This is a genomic window from Kribbella sp. NPDC049584, assembly GCF_040675555.1.
In the GTDB taxonomy this organism is placed as follows: Bacteria; Actinomycetota; Actinomycetes; order Propionibacteriales; family Kribbellaceae; genus Kribbella.
In genome coordinates, this window is sequence record NZ_JBFAPF010000003.1 from 468,669 (window position 1) to 487,447 (window position 18,779).

Here is an 18,779-nt window from a genome sequence, read left to right on the forward strand (position 1 = left end):
GGCTCCTCAACTCGTCGATTCCAGGGTTTCCAGGGCGTCGAGGACGTCCATCACGTCCTGGGCCGGAATACGCCCGCCGGCGATCATCTGGCCACCGGACTCCACGGCGGCCGCGACGAACGGGATCGCCCAGGTGTTCTCGTAGACGATCAGCGCCGCCAGGGTGCCGGGCTGCATCGCGCCGGCGACCTCGCGGAGGTTGTCCTCGGCCAGGATTCCGGACCGGGCACCGTTCAGGTCGGCGAATCCGCCGGCCTGACCTGATGACTCGGCCAGATCGACCATGTACATGGAGCCGTTGGCGTCCTTGCCGACCACCATCACGTCGTACACGTGGACGATGCCGCGCTCGACGAGGTTCACCAGTTCCTCGGCCGCTCTACCGGTCAACTTGTCGCCCGTGAACTCGATGAGTATGTAGTCGATGGGTCCATGGACCTCTGCGTCTGGCATGACTCTCCACCCTCCACACGGATCTCCGCGACTCTGCGTCCTGTTGACCGCAACGTTCCCTCGCGCTCCGGACGGCGTCATCACCCACGCGGGATGAGCTCAGGAGGACAGGTTCGCGGAGGTGATGCCACTGCCTGCAACCACCGGCGGCGTGACCTGCCGGATACTCAGGATCATCATGCCCGCGGTCTGGAGCATCGCGACCAGGTCGGCAATCCCCTGCTGGTCGTGGACCTGCAACCGAAAGACACCGGACGTCTGGTGATGAGCCCGCGGACCCGCGCAGAAGACGAGAACGGGCGGCCTCAGCTCCCCCTGAACGGCAACCTGGTACGTCGGGCCACGGCGTTCATGCGCTGCCATCGTCTCCCCCCTCCGGATCGATGTCGATCCACTCTCTCGGTTCCGACGCAGCGCCCAGGATCCGGTGCACCTCGACGACCTCGATGCCCAGGGCCCGGAGTCTGGCGAGCAGACCGTAGAGCGCCGACTCGTCGGGAATGCTGTACACGACGGTGCTCACCTGGTCGACTGCCAGCGTCACGGCTTCCATGTCTCGAAGGTCTTCTTCGGGTACGGCGCCCGCCACGCGGATCTCGTACGTCGCGTCGACCATCGAACCCACTCCGTTCCCAACGTGTGCGTTCGACGCTCGCAAAGGTCGCGTGGCACGGCTTCATCCCTGTGGGGTGAACTGCCGTCCGGGTGCAGGACCCGCGCATTCTCAACTCGATACAAGCCAGTCTCAGATTGTTCGGCAATCGGACGAAAAACGCTGGTTTTAAAGGGGATTCCGTGATTTCGTCGATGGGTGCGGTTAATCGCGCACCGCCTCCCCAGCGTTCCGTGATGTCGCACGTCGCTAGGAGGGGACATGCCGAGCGAGCAGCACGCAAGGGAGGAGAGCCGGCGCAGCACATCGCCGGACGCACCCTTCTACGGTCGCCTCAGATCCGGACCGCGAACGTCGGCGATCCCACCGGGCACGGTGCCGCGGCCACGGCTTGTCGATCGAGTGAGCCTGGGGGTCCAGCGGCCGCTCACGCTGGTCGTCGCACCGGCAGGCTTCGGTAAGACGATGCTGCTGAAGTCGTGGGCAGCGCAGTACCAGGGTGCCGCGGTCGTCAGGCGCATCGCCTTGGATGCGACCAGTGAAGATCCCCCGGCCCTGCTGGAGTCCGTGCGCAACGATCTGTCCCGCCGCGATCGCACCGTGTTGGTGCTCGTGGTGGACTGTGGCGACCTGACCGTGACACCCAAGATCGGGCGAAGCCTCCAACGCATCATCCACGGCACTGCCGGACGCGTCCGGATGGTGCTGGTGACACGGTCCGACCCGCCTCTGCCCTTGCACCTCTACCGACTGGCAGGCACGGTTTCGGAGATCCGGGCCGCCGACCTGGCCTTCACCCCCGACGAGACCACGGCACTGATGCGCAGGCACAAGCTCGAGCTGACAACGTCGGAACTCGCCGAACTGCAGGCCCGGACCGACGGCTGGCCGGCCGCCCTGATGTTCGCCGCGATGAACCTGACCGGGAAGGCCGACCCGGAGCGGGTCATCCGGGAGTTCCGTGGCGACACCGGAAACCTGGCGGCGTACCTGATGACCGAGGTCCTCGATGCCCAGCCGCCGGAGCTGCGCGAGTTCCTGCTCCGGACCTGCATTGTCGACGAGGTCCGGCCGGCGCTGGCCGAGGTGCTGACCGGCCAGGCTTCTGCCGGTCGATCGTTACAGTTCCTCTCTCACGGCAACTCGTTCATCCAGCCTGTTCCGGGGACAGCGGACGGCTACAGCTACCAGGCACTGTTCCGCGAGTTCCTTCGCGCGCAACTGCTGTTCGAGATGCCTGCCCTGGTCCCGGCACTCCATCGCGATGCCGCTGCCTGGTTCGCCCAGAACGGTCAGCCACTGCAGGCGATCCACCACGCCATCACGGCCGGTGAGTGGCAGCACGCAGCCCGGTACCTGGTGGAGTACTACGAGGTCGCCGGTCTCCTCGTCGGGCGCCGGCGACAGCAGTTGACAAGCTTGTTCGACGGCTTTCCCGACGATCTGGACGGTTCCGAGGCCGCGATCATCAGCGCCGCCCGCGCGCTGGCCGAGTTCGATGTCGACCGCTGCACATCCCAACTCGACAGGGCCACAGATCTGCTGGACCATCAGGCATCCGCCCGGCGACAGCCGGCCGAGTCCGCCATCAGGGTGCTGCAAGCGGTCTGCGCAAGCCGCAGCGAGCGTCCTGAGAGCGGGTTGGTCCCGGTCCTGATAGCCGAGGCCGACCTGAGGTCGGGATCGCCGGCCGTCGCGCATCCAGAGCCGAGGCTCCTGGTGGCCGGCAGCAAGGGCCGCGTGCTGCTCCAGCGCGGAGACTTCGCGGCGGCCCTGGGAGCCTTCACCGAAGGGATCGCGCTCGCGGAGGAGAACGGTGCCCGCGACGCTCTCGTCGACTTCCTCGGCATGGCCGCGCTGGTCGAAGCGGCGTGGGGACATCTGCGGCGAGCCGGGGAGGTCGTCGCGCACGCGGCATCGGTGGCGGAACCGGGGGCGGAACTGCCGCAGTCCGCGATCGTGGCCGAGGCCTGGGTGCACACCGACCGGGGAGATCTACCCAGCGCCGAAGAGATGGTGCAGCGTGCCGCGGACACCGTTCCCACCCACGACGCGCGAGTTCTCGCTGCCGCGCTCGCCCTGGTCAGGGCCAGGCTGCTGCGGGCGAGCGGCAACATCGATCGCGCCGCCGCGGAGCTCCGGGCAGCGCGGAACAGTTACGGCGCGCAGGGTGGCTGGCTCGGTCAGGCCCTGACCATCGACGAGGCGAAGATGCTCGTGGCACAACACCGGCCACGAGAGGCCATCACGGAGATCGAGCAGTCCGCGGGCCGGGACCAGGTCGGATCGCGTCTGGTGCTACAGCGAGCAGCTGTCGAGGCCGGCGAGCCATCGCCCGCTCAGCCGCTCCCGGACACCGAGCGCGTCGTCGCACTCGAAACCCAGGTGGACGGCTGGCTCGTCCAAGCCGCGGAATCGATCAGGACCGGAGACACCGGTCGTAGCGGGCTTTGCCTGGAACGGGCCCTCAGATTGGCTGCACCCGAGCAGCTCCGCCGCCCGTTCGCGGAGGCGCCGCCGCTGCTGCGAACGCTGCTACAGCCCACCGGCGAGCTGATGAGACATCACCCGTGGCTGCGCGCACCGGGTCCTCGTGGTCGCGACCGGACTGCCGGTCGCTGGGCAGTGTCACGACCCGAGTTGATCGTCACCGCAGCCTTGACCAGCAAGGAACAGGAGGTACTCGAGTACCTCGCCGAGTTGCTCACCACCGAGGAGATCGCCGCCACCATGTACGTCTCCGTCAACACGGTTCGCAGCCATGTCCGGAGCATCCTGCGCAAGCTGAGCGCATCACGGCGGAACGAGGCCGTACGGCGGGCGTGGGAGTTGGGACTGCTCCCCTCACGCCCCGAGGCCTAGTTGACCTGGTCCACCGGTCCCGTCCGGTTCGGGCTCAGTGCCTGGGCCGGACGTCACGACCGTGGAAGGTCAGCGCCCAGATCACCAGGACGTCGAGAGCGATCATGATCGTGGTCCAGCCCGGAGATGCGGAGAGGAACGCCATGTTCGTCAGAATGCTGACGACCGCGAGGATCACCCCGACGGCGCGCGCCCACACCTGACCGAGCAGGACACAGAATCCGGCCACCAGGACGGCGGTGCCGATGATCAGATGTGTCCAGCCCCAGCCGGTGTAGTTGACGTGGATGGCCAGACCGTCCTTCGGTACCAAGTAGTAGTCGTCGTTCAGCAATGCGACGATCCCCTCGAAGCCGTGCATGGTGCCGATCACCATCATCACCACGGCGGCGAAGACGATCGGGCCCACCCAGCCCCCGTGCGGCGCACGGACGCGCCTGTCGATGTCCGACATGGTCAACTCCTCATCGTGGCGATCCGGGTCTCCAGTCGTAGATGACCGACGTACCCAGGACGATGTCCTGCACGGAGTGCTGGCGGCCGCCGGCACACCACAGCAGTCCGAGCGGGAACAAGACACAGAACAGGGCCCGCAGCAACGCGACCGGCGGGCCCGGCCGTTCACCACCACGACCGACGACCCTCAGCCCCATCAGGTGGCAGCCGTAGGTCCGTCCGGTGAGCGACCAGGCGACGAAAAGGTAGCCCGCGAGGACCAGCAGGACGATCGCCACGCTCGGCAGCGGCGATGCCTCACTGAACTGGAAAGTCCGCGGACGCACGAGGAACCGCAGTCCGTTGACGCCCACATAGCCGGCCAGCACCGCCACCAGCACGACGATGCCGTCGATGACACCGGCGATCGATCGGGTCACGAGTCCCGCTCGTCGTCCCTGGTACTGCAGCCCCTCCCGCGGAACGATCCACGCCCGCACATCCGTTCTCATGGCTGCTGGGGCGTCATCTCGGGTTCGGCCCGGGGGCGCCGCAGCCGCAGCCGGGCCACCACCCGGCCCACCGCCTCATCGCCGGAGATGCCTTGCATTCGAACGCCACGGACAGTGTCGGACGCGACCGATCCGGTGGACTGCCGGATCATCTCGGCGAGATCGACCTCCGCGATGACCCCCTCCGCCAGCCCGGCCATGTCGATCCGGGCCAGTACCTCGTCTGCCACCGCGGGGACCATCCGGTCCAGCGCGACGGACAGCTGGCGCTGCAACTCCGCACGTTCTTCGCCACCGCGCCTGGCCAGGCCCTCCAGCCAGGTGGCTGCCTGGTACCGCTCCGCCAGCATGGGCGGCCGCAGGATCACGACGGCGACCGGGGTGAGCACTCCTCCGACCCGCCGTCGAACCGGGCGGACAACTTGCCCGACCCGGCGTCCGACCAACTGGGCGGCAGCCGCCGCCAGTGCGGCGGCTCCGACGGCCGCGTCGATCATGACACTGGCGTCCTGGCTCGCCGCGGGCGCGTCAGGCGGGTTCTCGGACTGCTCTGAAGTACCCACGCGACCATGCTCCGTCCCGACGCCGGGCGCCACCTCATCCATGGCGGAGGAACCACCTGACCGTCGGTCCGCCTCGGTTCCCGGCGAGTCAGCGCTCCGCCTCGGTCCGGGCAGCGGCGGCGGAGCGATAGTCGGCGATCGGGCGGTAGCGGTCGTAGAGCGTCGTGAGGATGCTGAACAGGAGGACGAAGAACAGCGCGTCCGTCAGGTCCAGCCGGCCCGGGCCCCGGGACAGCAGCACGTCGGCCAGCACCACCAGGACGACGTTCGTCGCGAAGACGATCCCGAACGAGACCGCCACCGAGTTCCAGGAATATCCGCGCCTCGCGGCCCACAGGCCGAGCGCGGAGTTGATCACCACGAAGCCGGCGATGCCGAGGAACAGCTCGAGGTTGTTCGACTCGACGCCAGGCAGTACCTCGCCGAAGATCACGCTGATCAGGCCGATCAGGAAGACCTTCTCCAGCGTCGTGAGGTCGAAGACCTTCCGGTGCGCGGCTTGGTACGCCGCACGCTCACTGGCCTCGTCGATTCCCTCGGGCAGCGGATCGGCGCGGAACCGCCAGGTCCAGTCGGCCGGACTCAGCCGCGGACGGATGACGAAGTACACGACCGCGAGCAGAGCGAGCACGGCGACGACGAGCGTCGGGAGGAACCACGGTACGTCGCGGATCGTGTCGGTGAGGTCCAGCTGGGCGATGTGGATCCAGTACTCCTGCGGCAGCTTGACGAAGATCCAGATCCCGGCCGCTACCTTGACCCAGAACCGGAACCCGTACCGCATCGGATTCCGCCGCGTGCGCACGCCCTCGTAGGCGATGAAGAAGTACTCGAACGTGTTCGGGAACACCATCAGCAGGAACCGCAGCCCGGTGAGCTCGAACAGCACCACACCGACCTGACGGTAGAAGAACAGGAACCGGCTGATCTTGACCGCACCTGGGTTGCTCCAGTTCCGCAGGCTCGCGAGGTAGGCGATCGACAGGTAGAACACGTCCATCGCCTTGTCGTAGCTCTGGTAGTTCGGCGGTTCGACGCCGAAGATCTGGAAGATCGTCTGGTCGACGCCGTCGAGCAGGAGGCAGGCGATGATCGCCGGCAACGGGAACAACGGGATCAGCAACGGCAGCGCGAAGCGCGCGAGAACCACACACCAGAAGACGACCTCGGTACTCATGTCAAAACTCCCCACTTCGGCGCATCCGGCGGGGGCGGCCGTCGGGATCGTAGATCAGCCTGTACAGCGGTTCGGCCCAGAGCGCCTGCAAGCGGGTCAGGGGTTGCGTCTCGTGCGGACGGATCCTTCCGGACGGACGCGGCCCTTTCCTGCCATCGGCGTACCAGGCCTCCAGCTCCGCGGCCGTGCGGTGCCACAACTCGAACCCCGTCGCCAGGTCCAGCTGCGCGAGACTGGAGCGCGGCCGTCCGAGATGTTCCGACCACACCTCGAGCCGCAGGTCGCGGGCGAGCCGACGGGTGCCCTCAGCAACTAAATCCCGGTCGGCGGGAGTCGGGTCCAGGACCGCGCAGGTCAGTTCGCTGTCACTGGTCCAGGAACGCCGGTTGAAGTTGTCCGAGCCGCAGGTGAACCACACGTCGTCCACGATGCAGATCTTCGCGTGCACGTAGATCGGCGCCCCCCCGGCATTCTCCAGGTTGTAGATCCCGACCCGGGAGGGCGCGGTACGGCGCAGCATCCGCACGGCGCGCAGTTGACCGAAGCGTTCCGGGGGGCCGCTCACAGGGCCGTCGGCATCGGGATACCGCGGTACGACGATGATCACGCGCAGGCCGGGCGACCGCTCGAGGGCATCATGGATCCCCTGCGCGATCAGCTCGGACCACAGGTACTGGTCCTCGAGGTAGATCAATCTCCGGGCCTTGGCGAACGCCTTGCCGTAAGCCCGGGCGATGCTCCGCTCCCCCTGCGGCGCGAACGGATAGCCCGGACTCTTGCGGGCGTACGTTCGCAGGACTTGTACGGCGTGCGGCCCCGCGGGCGGCGGATCGGGGAACTCCTCCGGCAGCGACTGCGGATGGCGCGGCATCCGGGCGAGTCGCTGCACGATCATCCGGTACGGCGTCCGCCGGTCGAGCGGATGGCCGTCGTCCCAGCGTTCGACGAAGGTGCGGAGCAGATCGCCGACGACCGGTCCGCGGATCTCCAGCGCCGCATCGTGCCACGGCGTGCGGTCGCCGTACCTGCGATCCATCGGCGCCTGCTGCGGATCCCCCAGATGCTCGGCGTCGTCACGGCGCTGGTGGGAGAGATCGATCCCGCCGACGAACGCGACGGCCAGTTCCGGCCGGCCCTTGTGCCGGATCACGAACAACTTCTGGTGGTGCGACGACAGATGCCGGACCCGCTGGTCGAGCAAGACCTCACCGCCGGCCTCGTTGACCTTCGTCCCCAGCCGCTGGTTCTCCCGTGCGTTGAACCGCAGGTGATCCGAGTGCGAGCGCCAGAGCAGCCCCCTGACTTCGACTCCCGATCGGGCCAGATCGGCCAGCACGGTTCCGATCGTCGGACCGTCGGGCAGCAACTTCTCGTCGGCGTCGCCACGCCAGTCGGTGAAATAGACCCGGTCACCGGGACGCAGCGTGCACAGCTCTTCGTACAAACGACGGAAGTAGGTCGCCCCGTGGATCAGCGGCCGGACCAGGTTGCCGTCGACCCAGGATCCGTCCACGTCTCCCACCCGGTCGATGTCCGTTCCGGGATTGCCACGCTCGTCCGGTCGGAGGAACCACTGGCCGGCAGTGTCGTCGATCATCGTGACATCCCTCGGTCGAGTGGGTGGCCGCTCACCACTGGCTGCATTTGCTACCTCATACGTCCGCGGTATCGCGGGACAGCCCGCTGCGCTGACCCAGCTGTTCGAGATACCTGACGAACACCCGGTGAAGCTCGTCCGCGCCGCGGATCGGCCGGTCCGGGACCACCAGGTCCGGCGGAGCCAGGAGCAGCCCCCGTCCCTGCCACCCGCCGAGGCCACCGTGCGAGCCGACCAGACCCTCGAACGCGGATACCTCGCCGGTGTCCTGGTCGACCGAGCTGTTCACATACAGATCGGGTGCCTCGGGCATCGATACTGCTCTCAGCAGGTCTGCCGAGGCATGCGGGCCGAACGGCGCCAGCGGGTCGATGCCGGTCACCTTCGCGTCGGACAGCCGGTGTACACCCGACGGCCCGAGTGCCAACGGCCCGTGCTCGGTGCTCATCACCGCGATGAAGCCGACCCCGTCGTGGTTCACCAGCCCGGGGATGAGAGCCGGCCAGCGGTCGGTGATCTCCTCCATCGTCAGCCGGCGCTCCTCAGCGGCGTACACCAGGCCGAGGTTGCCCGATCCGAGGACGACCAGCTCCGAACTCGTAGTGACCGCCGGCGGCGCGGCGCGGTGCTGCACCCGCAGCGCCGCATGATGGGCCACCCGTCCAGTGCCGGAGCCGCCGTCGGCCAGATCTGCCAGGAGGCCGTTCAGGCGGCCCCAGCCCTCGACCGACTGCTCGACGGTTTCCACCTGTGCCGCGGTCAGCTGCGAGCAGACCGTAGCCAGGTCGATCCCGTGCCGATCCGCGAAGATCGTGCCCTGGGACTGCCCATGGTCGGACAGGATGACCAGCCGGTACGGCCGCGGTGCTGCCGCGGCGACGGCCTCCAAGCACGCCAGAACTCGATCGAGCCGATCCAGCGTGTTCAGCGACTCCGGCCGCAAGGCGCCGGCGTGATGGGCCACCTCGTCGTAGTCCACATAGTCGACATACACAACCCGCGTGCCGTGCATCATCTCCTCGGCCACCAGTGCGGTGTTGAGGTCGCGCAGGACGACGTTCGTCACCGCCCGCATGCCGGCGAACAGCCAGCCACGCTCTCCCCTCGGGCGAACATCGAGACGGCGTTGCCGGCGGGACTCGAACCTCTCCCGCGCGATCTCAGCGATCGCCCCGGACAGGCTGCCGGCGAAACCGTCCGGCCGGGCGAGATACCAGGCAGCGCGGCGACGCGTGTCGGCCGAACCGCGGGCGAGCTCGATCTTGCTCATGGTCAGCACCGACCGCTCGGCGTCGCCGCTGAAGAGGTTGGAGATACTCACGCCGCCATCGGCCAGCAGACCGCGGCCGTCGGAGGCCCGGCGCTCGATCTCGGCCGCATCAGCGGTCCGGTTGGCCACCAGCACGCGCCCCAGCGCCCGGTCGTACCAGCGGAACGCGGGTACGCCGTCGATCCGGCCGTGCAGGATCCCCAACTGACTGGCGGGTGTGGTGGGCGGCAGCACCGGCGTCCATTCGACCAGCCGATAGCCACGTTCGCGGATCCAGCGCCCCATGGTGGGCAGGGTGGCGGCAAGAAGCTTCCACTGCAGGACCGGGAAGGGCACGCCGTCGAGCTGTACGAAGATGACGCCAGGAGCCTCGGGATCGTCGACCGGTTTCTGCCGCCGCCTGGTCCGGCGGACAAGGGCCGCTGTGAAGGCTTCCGACGTACCGGAGGTGCACAGCCACGCAACGATCGTCGCCGTGGCCGCCGCGATCCACGCCGCGGCGAGGACGACCCAGAACGAGTCCGCCTCGACCCCCGGGATCAGGGTGAGCGCCGCCGCGAGGATCACGGCCTGTCCGAGCACCGCCACCAGGAGTACCGCAAGCCATCCGACCGCGGCGCTCGCGGCGACCAGCAACGGTCGCACCAGCGCACCGACCAGCAACGTCGCCGCGGCCGAGGCGAGCAGCTGCGGGAACGATGAGAACCGCAGACCTGGCAGCACAGCGGCCGCGAAGGCGAGGGCGAGGACCGAGCTGACATAGGTCGCGACGATCCGGCCGAGATCGCCGGCGCGGACCAGCGGCGTGGACACGGTCGTCCGGCCGTCACGTACGGAGGGCACGCGGACGCGTCAGCGCCCAGATGATCCACACGTCGAGGGCGATCAGCAGCAGCGCCCAGAACGGCTGGTAAGGAATGAAGAAGAAGTTGTCGATCGCGCTCAGCACCACCAGGAAGAGGGCGACGACACCGGCCCAGACGGCTCGGGAGAACAGGCCGACCCCGGCCGCGATGAGCGCCAGGCCGAGGATCAGGTGGATCCATCCCCAGGCGGTGATGTCCAGATCGAAGGCGTAGCCCCTGACCCGCACGAAGTACTCGTCGTTGAGGATCGCGGCCAGGCCGGCGATCACCTGGAAGCCACCGATCATCAGCATCATCGTGGCGGCGAAGGCGACTCCGCTCATCGCCCAGCCCGAGTCGGCCTGCGACTTGACAGCGCGGTCGTCGGTCATCTGTGTCCACCTCTCCTGCCAGGTCCTCGACGGACGCCGAGTGCGCGTCGACAGTAGGACCGCGCCGACCGTCGGTGCGTCACCCTTGGCGGACGACATCCGGGACCTGTGCAGTGGGACGACTCCGCGGGATGGCACGGTCGCCGCCCGGTGAACTATTCATCCCAGGTGGGTGATGCCGGGCCACGACGATCTGAGCGATCTTCGAAGCCCAGGTCGGTCGGACAGGGAGGTTGCGAGGATGTCCGCAGGCTCCACGGGCTCCCCCGACGGCAGGGTGTCGGCAGCCGACCAGCCGCCTGCCCCCGAGACGTTGCCTGCCCCCGAGACGTTGCCGCGCGGAGTCGTCGTCCTCCTCGGCACTGCGGCCGCGGTCGTGACGGCCGCCGGAGTCCGCAGTTTCGCGGAGATCGTCGGTCCGGTCTTCCTCGCGCTGGTCCTCACGATCGCGGTCGGTCCACTGCGCCGGTCGCTGGTCAGGCGAGGCGTCCAGGGATGGTTGGCCGGCCTGATCGCACTCGTCGTCGTGAACGCCTTCCTGCTCGGAGTCGCGGCGATGCTGGCCTACTCGGTCGCCGAACTGGCGGGCCTGCTGCCCACGTATCAGGACAAGTTCGCCGAGTTGGTCGCGGATACCCGCGCCTGGCTGGCCGACCGCGGCGTGGGCGAAGAACAACTCCAGGCAGCCTTGCAGAAGCTCGACCTGGGGAAGTTCGTCGACACCCTGCAAGGCTGGCTGAGCGGACTCCTCGGGGTCTTCTCGCTGCTGGCCTTCACCGTCGCCGTACTGTTCTTCATGGGCATCGACGCCGCGAACTTCTCGGCCCGCCTGAAGCAGGCGGCACAGGTCAGGCCGGACGTCATCGCCGCTCTGACCGGCTTCACGCGAGGTACGACGCGCTACCTGATCGTCTCCACCGTCTTCGGCCTGATCGTGGCAGTGTTCGACGTCGCGGTCCTCTACCTGCTGGACATCCCGCTGCCCTGGCTGTGGGGACTGCTCGCGCTGATCACCAACTACATCCCCAACGTCGGATTCTTCATCGGCGTGATCCCGCCCGCGCTGCTGGCACTTCTCGACCAGGGCTGGGCAACCTTGTTATGGGTGATCGTGGCCTACAGCGTCATCAACTTCATCATCCAGTCGGTCATTCAGCCGAAGGTCGTCGGCGACACGGTCGGGCTGTCGACAACCCTGACCTTCCTCTCCCTGGTCTTCTGGGCCTGGCTCCTCGGCCCGCTGGGCGCGGTACTGGCCATTCCGCTGTCGCTCCTGGTCAAGGCACTGCTCCTCGACGCCGCCCCCTCCACGCACTGGCTCGCCGGCCTGATCTCCGGTGGCCCACTCCCGGAACAGGTTCCGCCGGCAGCGCCGGCGGAGCTCCCTCCGGACGAAGTCCCCGCCGAACAAGTCGGATGAGGAGGTCGCCATGTGGCGCTCAGTTCTGCTGCACGGGTTCGTGGATCGCAACCCCGGATCCTTTCAGGGCCTGCCCGGGAGCCTGTCGCCGGGCTCGCTCGCACTGAGCCCGTCCGAAGGCATCATCCTGATCGCACCGGGCCGCAGTCTCCAGTACGTCCTGGAAACCCCTCTGCTCGATGTGGTCGGGGTCAGCTGCAGCGTGCGGTTCAGGCATCCCGGTCGAGCTGTCAGCTCGTCCGTGCGGATCATCCGCCTCGGCGAGGAGTTCATGCTGAGCCTCGAACCGTTGACCACGTTCCAAGCCCTGGTCCGCGTCCGCGTCCACCGGGTCTGGCACGACATCGGCCAGCTGCCGAACCCCAGCTCGAGCTTCGTGGAACTGGGATTCGACTGGCACACCAGCGGCAAGACGTACCTTCGGGTGGACCGGCGGCTCGTCGGCTACCACGATGCGTTGAGCCGAGGATCACGGCTCACCATCGAGGATGTCGCCTTCGGCTCGCCCGAGTCGCCGGCCGGTTCGTCCGACCCGCACTATCAGTTGGGCGAGTTCTCCGTCCGCGCGCTCAGCCGCCACGCGCGCTGGCCGCGTCGGCACGTGGCAGCGGTGCACCACAGATCCTGATCTCGCACAGGTCTCGCCGGGGAGTCAGATATCGCTCCCCCGGGCCTGTGTGATGGACCAGATGATCCACACGCTGAGCCCGATCACCACCAGCGACCAGGCCGGTTGGTAGGGAATGAAGAAGAAGTAGTCCAACGCGATCAGGCCGGCGATGACGATCGCGACCGTTCCCGCCCAGGCCCTGTTGGCGAAGACGCCGCCGGCGACCAGGATGGCGCCGATCCCCAGCACCAGGTGGATCCAGCCCCACCCGACGGTGGACAGGTCGAAGGCGTAGCGCCGGCTGACGACCAGGTAATCGTCGTCGAGGATCGCGGCCAGCCCGGCGACCGTCGAGAACGTGCCGATGATGAGCAGGGTGAACCCGGCGAACGCGATGCCGCCCACCGCCCCGCTGGGAACATGCTTGCCTGAGTCCGGTCTGTCCAGGTCGCTGTACGTCATCGTCCCCCGCCCTCCTGGTCGGCTTCCTGAACGACGATGCCCGCCGGACCCCGGCACCGCATCGTCCTGCGAGGGTGAGATGCCGAGGTGTCCGGCTACTGCGGACCTGTGCGGCGTTCGCGCGTCGCCGAGCGCGCCGCTCCACCCAGCAGTGTGCCGATGGCGATCCCGACGGCAAGGTTGATCAATCCCGTCGCAACCTTCGAGGACGTCGTGCTCTCGGTCGCGAAGGGAGCCAGCGCTGCCGCCACTGTGGCAAGCATGATGATCCAGTTGAAGAACTTCTGGGGCCGGGGTGTGGAGATCAGCAGCAGGTGCAGGAGGCCGGTGGCGACCAGCGCGGCGATGGCGCAGTACATCGCGTACTTGGCCGTGTCCGCGTCTCCCCAGGTGCCCTCGCCCTCGGGTGCGAGCACTGGTACGCCGAAGACGCCGCGAGCGATCAGGATGCCGACAACCGCGATGAGTGCGGCGACGACGGCCGTGGCCGCGCCGCCGGCCCACAGCCGACCGCCGGCCACCGCGTTCGCATCACCTTGCGTCGGGTGAACTGTCATGACACGTCCTCCTTGTCGTTCGGCTGCGTTGGTGGCCAGCGGCGGAGCGCCAGCCGCGCGGTCAACCGCCCGAACAGCGCTCCTACGGCCGCCCCGGCCAGAACGTCGCTGGGGTAGTGCACACCCGTGTACACCCGGGAGAACGCGACGACCGACGCCACCACCCGCAGCGCCGGCCGGAGCCCGGGCAGCACGGCGCCGACCGTCACAGCGAAGGCCGCCGCGGACGCGGAGTGCCCGGACGGGAAGGATCCCGAAGAGGGCATGCGCACCCACCGCTGCACCGGAACGCCGAGATCCGGCCGGTCGGGCCGGAGGCGTTTGCCCACCAGCTTCTTGATCGGCTGGTTCACCACGAGGGAGGTCGCACCGATCGCGGTGAGGCCCGCCAACGCGGCACGCCGGCCGCGCGGGCCGCCGCACAGTGCGACAGCACCGGCCACCAGGAACCACAGCTTGGAGAAGTTCGCGAGGTTGGACACCCGCCGCAGTGGCTCGTCCAGGACCGGCGTCGACAACCGCGCCACCGTTCGGTAGACGGCGCGGTCGTAGCCGGCGAGACGGTGCAGCGAGTCGGTCACGCAGCGGCTTCCGTCACCATGGGGCGTCCGACCTCGGTCAGATGCATCAGTGCCTCCGGGTCGCTGAACTTACCGCTGCCCGGTCGCGGCCGAGGGCGATGCGCACCAGCTCGGCCAAGCCGTCCCGAAGGCCTTCGGGAGCAAGTGCCGACGGCGACGTACCGGGGTGGTGCTGTGCGATGCGTACCCGGAGAACTCCGGGCCGGATCCGGAATTGCAGCGGTGTGTCGAGGACGAGCGCCTCCCCGTCGACGCCTGCAGGTAGCTGGCGATCGGCATCGACCTCGAAGGAGGGAGCCGACCACTCGCGCCAAGGACGCTGACGCTGCCCTGGATCGCCACCTTTGGACGCCCCCATGACGGTGATGCCGAGTACGCCGTCGTCGATGCGCGGACGAGTGCCGGAACCCACCGCACGACCGAGCCGGTACCGGTTGTTGGACACGAGCAGGGCCGCGCCGCCACGGTGTCCGTCACCACCCGGGCCGGTCCAGCGCATGTCGAGTTCGCTACCGCCAGGACCGAGCGCGTCGGGAACGGTGTCGAGCAGGGTGCGGATCTTGGCGGCGCGATACCCGGTGCGCTGCACGGCCTCGGCGTACAGGCCGAGCGACACGTTGTTGACGAACACCCGGCCGTTGACCTCGGCGAGGTCCACGACCCGCTCGCCGCCGTCGACGAAGGCATCCAGGGCACCGATCACATCGTCGCGATCGACCCCGAGGTCGAGCGCGAAGTGGTTGCGCGTACCCGCGGGCACGCAGGCGTACGGCAGCGAGCGCTCGGCCGCGATCGCGGCGACGATCGCCTGCGATCCGTCCCCGCCGGCCATGGCGAGTCCGTCGGCGCCCCGGGCGACTGCGTCGCGGACCAGGGTTTCGAGGTCGTCCCCGCCCTTCAGCTCGATCGGCTCGATGCCGCGGTCGCGCGCCTCCTTGGCGATGGCGAAGCGTGCGGCCTTCCCACCGCCGGACCGTGGATTGAAGAACAGCACCGGGTGCTCCGGGGGTGGCACGCGCGACAGATCGACGTGCGCGGAAAAGCTGGCTCGAGTTGCTGCCAAGGTCACCAGGAGCCCCACCACGACCAACAGATCGAGGCCGAACTTCCCACTCACGACAACAACGACCACCGCACCGGCAAGCGCCACCGCGGCCACGGCCAGCCCCACCACGCGCGCGATCCCGCGTCGCAACAGGCCGAACCAGGCCGCGACAGCAGCGATCACCACACAGGCCAACACACCGAGCCCCCGCGGAAAATGAATCACGGCGACCGTCACGGCAAGCACGACCGTCGCCGCCCCTACCAGCAGCGCCACAACCGCCGCCATCCGGCGCCTCACGCGTTCCACCCCATCGGCCCGCCTCAGAATCTCCGCTCCGGCGCCGAGTCCCGACGCCAGGCCCATCCTGTGCGGCCTAGGCCCCCGAGGCATCCCACACCCGGGATGATCCGTCCCCCGGACCGACCGGGAAGACGACCGCGGGGTCTGATCCTCCCTGAGGGGTGATGCGACGACCCCGGGTTCTGCTGAATCGTCGCCGGAGTACGCGGATCGCACTCTGGGGACCGGGCTCGTCCGACGAGCCGGGCCGGCGACGGCGAGAAGGGCGGCCGACCATGTCGACGACTGTTGAACACCTGACTCTGGACGAGCGCAGCGCACGCGGTCTGGCGGCGCGCGCGCGAGCCAATCCGGACAGTCATACCGGATGGATGCCGGCCCCCGACCGGCCGGACCCGGTCGCACTCATCGAGGAGCAGAACGCCCGGCGTGACGCGGACCTGGTCCCGGTGCGGCACGGCCGGATGATGGCATCACCGTTCACGTTCTACCGCGGTGCTGCCAAGATCATGGCCGCGGACCTCGCCGAGACGCCGACCTCCGGTCTCGAGGTGCAACTGTGTGGTGACGCGCACCTGTCGAACTTCGGCGCGTACGCCTCGCCGGAGCGAACGATGGTGTTCGACATCAACGACTTCGACGAGACCCTTCCGGGCCCGTTCGAGTACGACGTCAAGCGCCTGGCCGCGAGTCTCACGGTGGCGGCCTTCAACAACGGGTGCTCGAAGTCGGACGCCCGTGCGATCACGAAGGCCGCGGTCACGTCCTACCGCGAGGCGATGGCCGACTTCGCCTCGATGAAAACCCTCGACGTGTGGTACGCCCACACCTCCGAGGAGCAGATCAAGCAATCGGTCGCCGCGTTCCTGTCCGGACCCGACTCCAAGGGCAAGAGCAGGGAGAAGGGCAAAGACAAGGGCAAGCACAAGAGCAAGGACAAGGACGGGGACAAAGGCAAGGACAAGCGCAACGGCAGCACCGACGGCACGACCAGCATGACGAGCAAGCAGCGGAAAGAGGCGACGAGGCGGTTCGAGAAGAACGCGCTGAAGGCCCACTCCCGCAACAGCGACCAGGCGCTGACCAAGCTCGGCGAAGAGGTCGACGGCCGCTACCGCATCGCCAGCGCCCCGCCGGTGATCGTGCCGGCCCGGGACCTGCACATGGCGTACGGCATCAAGCCCGGAGAGCTCGAGGACGTCGTCTTCGACCTGTTCCGGGATTACCGTTCCACCCTTCGGCCCGACGTCCGGCAACTGCTGGAGCGGTTCGAGATCATCGACTGGGCCCGGAAGGTCGTCGGCGTCGGCAGTGTCGGAACCCGGGCGTTCATCGTCCTGCTCCAGGGCCGTGACCGCGACGATCCGCTGTTCCTCCAGGTCAAGGAAGCCACCAGGTCGGTGCTCGAAGGGCCCTTGCGCAAGAGTGCGTACAGCCAACCGGGCGAGCGAGTGGTCCAGGGCCAGCGATTGATGCAGGCCAGCAGCGACATCTTCCTCGGCTGGTCCAAAGGGGTGCAGGCCGATCGTTACTACTATTGGCGTCAACTGCGTGACATGAAGGGTTCTGCGCTCGTGGAGCTGATGGCGCCCGCGACCCTGGCCTTCTACGCCCGCATCTGCGGATGGACGCTGGCCCGTGCGCACGCACGATCGGGTGACGCGGTGTCCATCGCCGCCTATCTCGGCGACGACGATGCCTTCGACCTGTCGATCACCGACTTCTCCGAGCGGTACGCCGCCCAGAACGAGCAGGACTTCGCAGACTTCACCAATGCGATCAGCACGCACCGGATCGAAGCCATCCAGCAGGTATGACCCGGGGTGACGCATGAAGCTGATGCCCGAGTCGTTGCGCGGCTACCACCGGGCCTGGCTGCCTCGCGACGTCATCGCCGGTCTGACGCTGGCGGCAGTGGCGATCCCCGAGGTGATGGGCTACACGTCCATCGCCGGTACGCCGATCGTCACCGGGTTGTACACCATCATCTTCCCCACACTCGTCTTCGCCCTGCTGGGCTCGTCGCGGCTGCTCGTCGTCGGCGCGGACTCGGCCACCGCCGCGGTGCTCGCCGCGGGGCTGACCGGTCTCGGGATCGCCGGGGTCACCCCCGGATCGCCCGACTGGCTCGCCTTCACGAGCCTGACGGCGCTCGTCTGCGGTGTGCTGCTGATCCTGGCGCGGCTGCTGCGACTGGGCTTCGTGGGAGACTTCCTCAGCGCCGCCGGCCTCAGCGGCACGTTCGTGGTCAACGGCAGCCCGACCAAGACGCAGATCCTCGACGAGCAGAAAGGGCACACCCAGCTCGCCAACGCGGCGATGGCGGCGCCCGCGCTGCTGTTTACGCTGTTCTTCACCGGGCTCCTGGCGGACATGCCCAAGGCAGTGCTCGCCGGGATCGTCTTCCTGATCGGCGTCAGCCTGATCGACGTACCCGGGCTCCGGCGGCTGTGGACGCGACGCAGGAACGAGTTCGTAGTAGCTCTCATCACGACGATCACGGTCTTCGCCGTGGGCGTCGAGCAGGGAATCATCCTCGCCGTCCTGCTCTCACTGCTCGACCTCGTCCGGCGGCAGTACACTCCGGGTGACTACGTCATCGGTCAGGACCGGGCCGGCGAACCGACCTATCAGCCGGCGGTGCCGGGGGCGCAGAGCCTGCCCGGCCTGATCGTGTTCCGGTACGACGCGGAACTCTTCTACGCCAACGCCAACCGCTTCGCCGACGACCTCGAGGCAGTGATCTCCGGCGCTCCTGACCCCGTCCGCTGGGTCGTGCTGGACTGCGGCGCGATCGATGACATCGACTACTCGGCCGGCGTGACACTGGGCAGCCTCGTGAAGTATTGCCAGGCGCACAACGCGCGCTTCGTGCTGGTCCGGGCGGACAGCCAACTGCTTGCGACGCTGCGTGCTTACCAGACGCTGGACGCGATCGGCGAGGACAACATCTTCCCGACGCTTGTGGAGGCCTTCCGCGCCTACCGCGCTGACCCGGCTGCGATGCCTGTGCCGACTCAGGGGCCGGCAGACCCCGCCCGTTTAGCACGCCGTGATGGTCCCTAGACAGGAGAAAGAGACT

General features: G+C 68.2%; 19 protein-coding genes. 5 read left to right on the forward strand and 14 right to left on the reverse strand.

All coding sequences use genetic code 11. From position 1 onward, the window contains the following. Positions 1 to 6: 6 nt before the first annotated feature. The 3 genes from AB0J62_RS14010 to AB0J62_RS14020 all read right to left on the reverse strand — a co-directional run bounded on the left by AB0J62_RS14010 (position 7) and on the right by AB0J62_RS14020 (position 1,069). Positions 7 to 453 carry a DUF6325 family protein gene (locus tag AB0J62_RS14010; protein ID WP_363869116.1) on the reverse strand — a complete coding sequence of 149 codons (447 nt, stop codon included), beginning with the start codon at positions 451 to 453 and terminating at the stop codon, positions 7 to 9. A 99-nt stretch (positions 454 to 552) separates the two neighbouring features. Then, positions 553 to 816, reverse strand: coding sequence for a hypothetical protein (locus tag AB0J62_RS14015; RefSeq protein ID WP_363869119.1), 264 nt, complete (start codon positions 814 to 816; stop codon positions 553 to 555). After that, positions 803 to 1,069: a hypothetical protein gene (locus AB0J62_RS14020; protein ID WP_134101504.1), complete on the reverse strand. Its 267-nt coding sequence runs from the start codon at positions 1,067 to 1,069 to the stop codon at positions 803 to 805. Before AB0J62_RS14020 ends, AB0J62_RS14015 begins: the two co-directional genes overlap by 14 nt. Before the next feature lie 399 nt (positions 1,070 to 1,468). Between AB0J62_RS14020 and AB0J62_RS14025 the strand changes: the two genes are divergently transcribed. After that, positions 1,469 to 3,928, forward strand: a complete 2,460-nt coding sequence (locus AB0J62_RS14025) for a LuxR C-terminal-related transcriptional regulator (protein ID WP_363869123.1) — start codon at positions 1,469 to 1,471, stop codon at positions 3,926 to 3,928. 34 nt (positions 3,929 to 3,962) lie between these two features. On the opposite strand, the gene AB0J62_RS14030 is transcribed toward AB0J62_RS14025, so the two are convergent. The 7 genes from AB0J62_RS14030 to AB0J62_RS14060 all read right to left on the reverse strand — a co-directional run bounded on the left by AB0J62_RS14030 (position 3,963) and on the right by AB0J62_RS14060 (position 10,719). Next, the gene (locus AB0J62_RS14030; protein WP_363869127.1) at positions 3,963 to 4,382 is read right to left on the reverse strand and encodes a hypothetical protein; all 420 of its coding nucleotides are present in this window, start codon (positions 4,380 to 4,382) and stop codon (positions 3,963 to 3,965) included. Between the two features lie 10 nt (positions 4,383 to 4,392). Then, positions 4,393 to 4,875, reverse strand: coding sequence for an RDD family protein (locus AB0J62_RS14035; protein ID WP_363869130.1), 483 nt, complete (start codon positions 4,873 to 4,875; stop codon positions 4,393 to 4,395). Beyond that, entirely contained in the window at positions 4,872 to 5,438 is a 567-nt protein-coding gene (locus tag AB0J62_RS14040; RefSeq protein WP_363869133.1) for a hypothetical protein, read from the reverse strand. Before AB0J62_RS14040 ends, AB0J62_RS14035 begins: the two co-directional genes overlap by 4 nt. A gap of 88 nt (positions 5,439 to 5,526) precedes the next feature. After that, positions 5,527 to 6,615, reverse strand: coding sequence for a hypothetical protein (locus tag AB0J62_RS14045; RefSeq protein WP_363869136.1), 1,089 nt, complete (start codon positions 6,613 to 6,615; stop codon positions 5,527 to 5,529). 1 nt (position 6,616) lies between these two features. After that, entirely contained in the window at positions 6,617 to 8,212 is a 1,596-nt protein-coding gene (locus AB0J62_RS14050) for a phospholipase D-like domain-containing protein (protein WP_363869139.1), read from the reverse strand. Positions 8,213 to 8,267: 55 nt separating this feature from the next. Next, positions 8,268 to 10,325: an alkaline phosphatase family protein gene (locus AB0J62_RS14055; protein WP_363869142.1), complete on the reverse strand. Its 2,058-nt coding sequence runs from the start codon at positions 10,323 to 10,325 to the stop codon at positions 8,268 to 8,270. Then, positions 10,309 to 10,719 (reverse strand): hypothetical protein, encoded by a 411-nt coding sequence (locus tag AB0J62_RS14060; protein ID WP_363869147.1) that lies wholly within the window; start codon positions 10,717 to 10,719, stop codon positions 10,309 to 10,311. The genes AB0J62_RS14055 and AB0J62_RS14060 overlap by 17 nt, the downstream gene beginning before the upstream one ends. Before the next feature lie 241 nt (positions 10,720 to 10,960). Here AB0J62_RS14060 and AB0J62_RS14065 point away from each other — a divergent pair, with 241 nt between their 5' ends. Together AB0J62_RS14065 and AB0J62_RS14070 are read left to right on the forward strand one after the other, a co-directional pair. After that, positions 10,961 to 12,139, forward strand: a complete 1,179-nt coding sequence (locus AB0J62_RS14065; protein WP_363869150.1) for an AI-2E family transporter — start codon at positions 10,961 to 10,963, stop codon at positions 12,137 to 12,139. 10 nt (positions 12,140 to 12,149) lie between these two features. Beyond that, positions 12,150 to 12,767 (forward strand): hypothetical protein, encoded by a 618-nt coding sequence (locus tag AB0J62_RS14070; protein ID WP_363869153.1) that lies wholly within the window; start codon positions 12,150 to 12,152, stop codon positions 12,765 to 12,767. 24 nt (positions 12,768 to 12,791) lie between these two features. Here the strand turns inward: AB0J62_RS14070 and AB0J62_RS14075 are convergent, their stop codons facing one another. The 4 genes from AB0J62_RS14075 to AB0J62_RS14090 form a co-directional block, all read right to left on the reverse strand. Continuing rightward, positions 12,792 to 13,211, reverse strand: coding sequence for a hypothetical protein (locus tag AB0J62_RS14075; RefSeq protein WP_363869156.1), 420 nt, complete (start codon positions 13,209 to 13,211; stop codon positions 12,792 to 12,794). Between the two features lie 95 nt (positions 13,212 to 13,306). After that, positions 13,307 to 13,768 carry a DUF6069 family protein gene (locus AB0J62_RS14080; RefSeq protein ID WP_363869159.1) on the reverse strand — a complete coding sequence of 154 codons (462 nt, stop codon included), beginning with the start codon at positions 13,766 to 13,768 and terminating at the stop codon, positions 13,307 to 13,309. Further along, complete coding sequence (locus tag AB0J62_RS14085; RefSeq protein ID WP_363869162.1) at positions 13,765 to 14,349, reverse strand: phosphatase PAP2 family protein; 585 nt, start codon at positions 14,347 to 14,349, stop codon at positions 13,765 to 13,767. The genes AB0J62_RS14080 and AB0J62_RS14085 overlap by 4 nt, the downstream gene beginning before the upstream one ends. 46 nt (positions 14,350 to 14,395) lie before the next feature. Beyond that, a complete protein-coding gene (locus tag AB0J62_RS14090) occupies positions 14,396 to 15,694 on the reverse strand; it encodes a diacylglycerol kinase family protein (RefSeq protein WP_363869165.1) in 1,299 nt (432 codons plus the stop codon). Between the two features lie 278 nt (positions 15,695 to 15,972). Between AB0J62_RS14090 and AB0J62_RS14095 the strand changes: the two genes are divergently transcribed. After that, positions 15,973 to 17,514 (forward strand): DUF2252 domain-containing protein, encoded by a 1,542-nt coding sequence (locus AB0J62_RS14095; protein WP_363869168.1) that lies wholly within the window; start codon positions 15,973 to 15,975, stop codon positions 17,512 to 17,514. A gap of 13 nt (positions 17,515 to 17,527) precedes the next feature. Next, entirely contained in the window at positions 17,528 to 18,763 is a 1,236-nt protein-coding gene (locus AB0J62_RS14100) for a SulP family inorganic anion transporter (RefSeq protein ID WP_363869171.1), read from the forward strand. Positions 18,764 to 18,779: the final 16 nt, after the last annotated feature.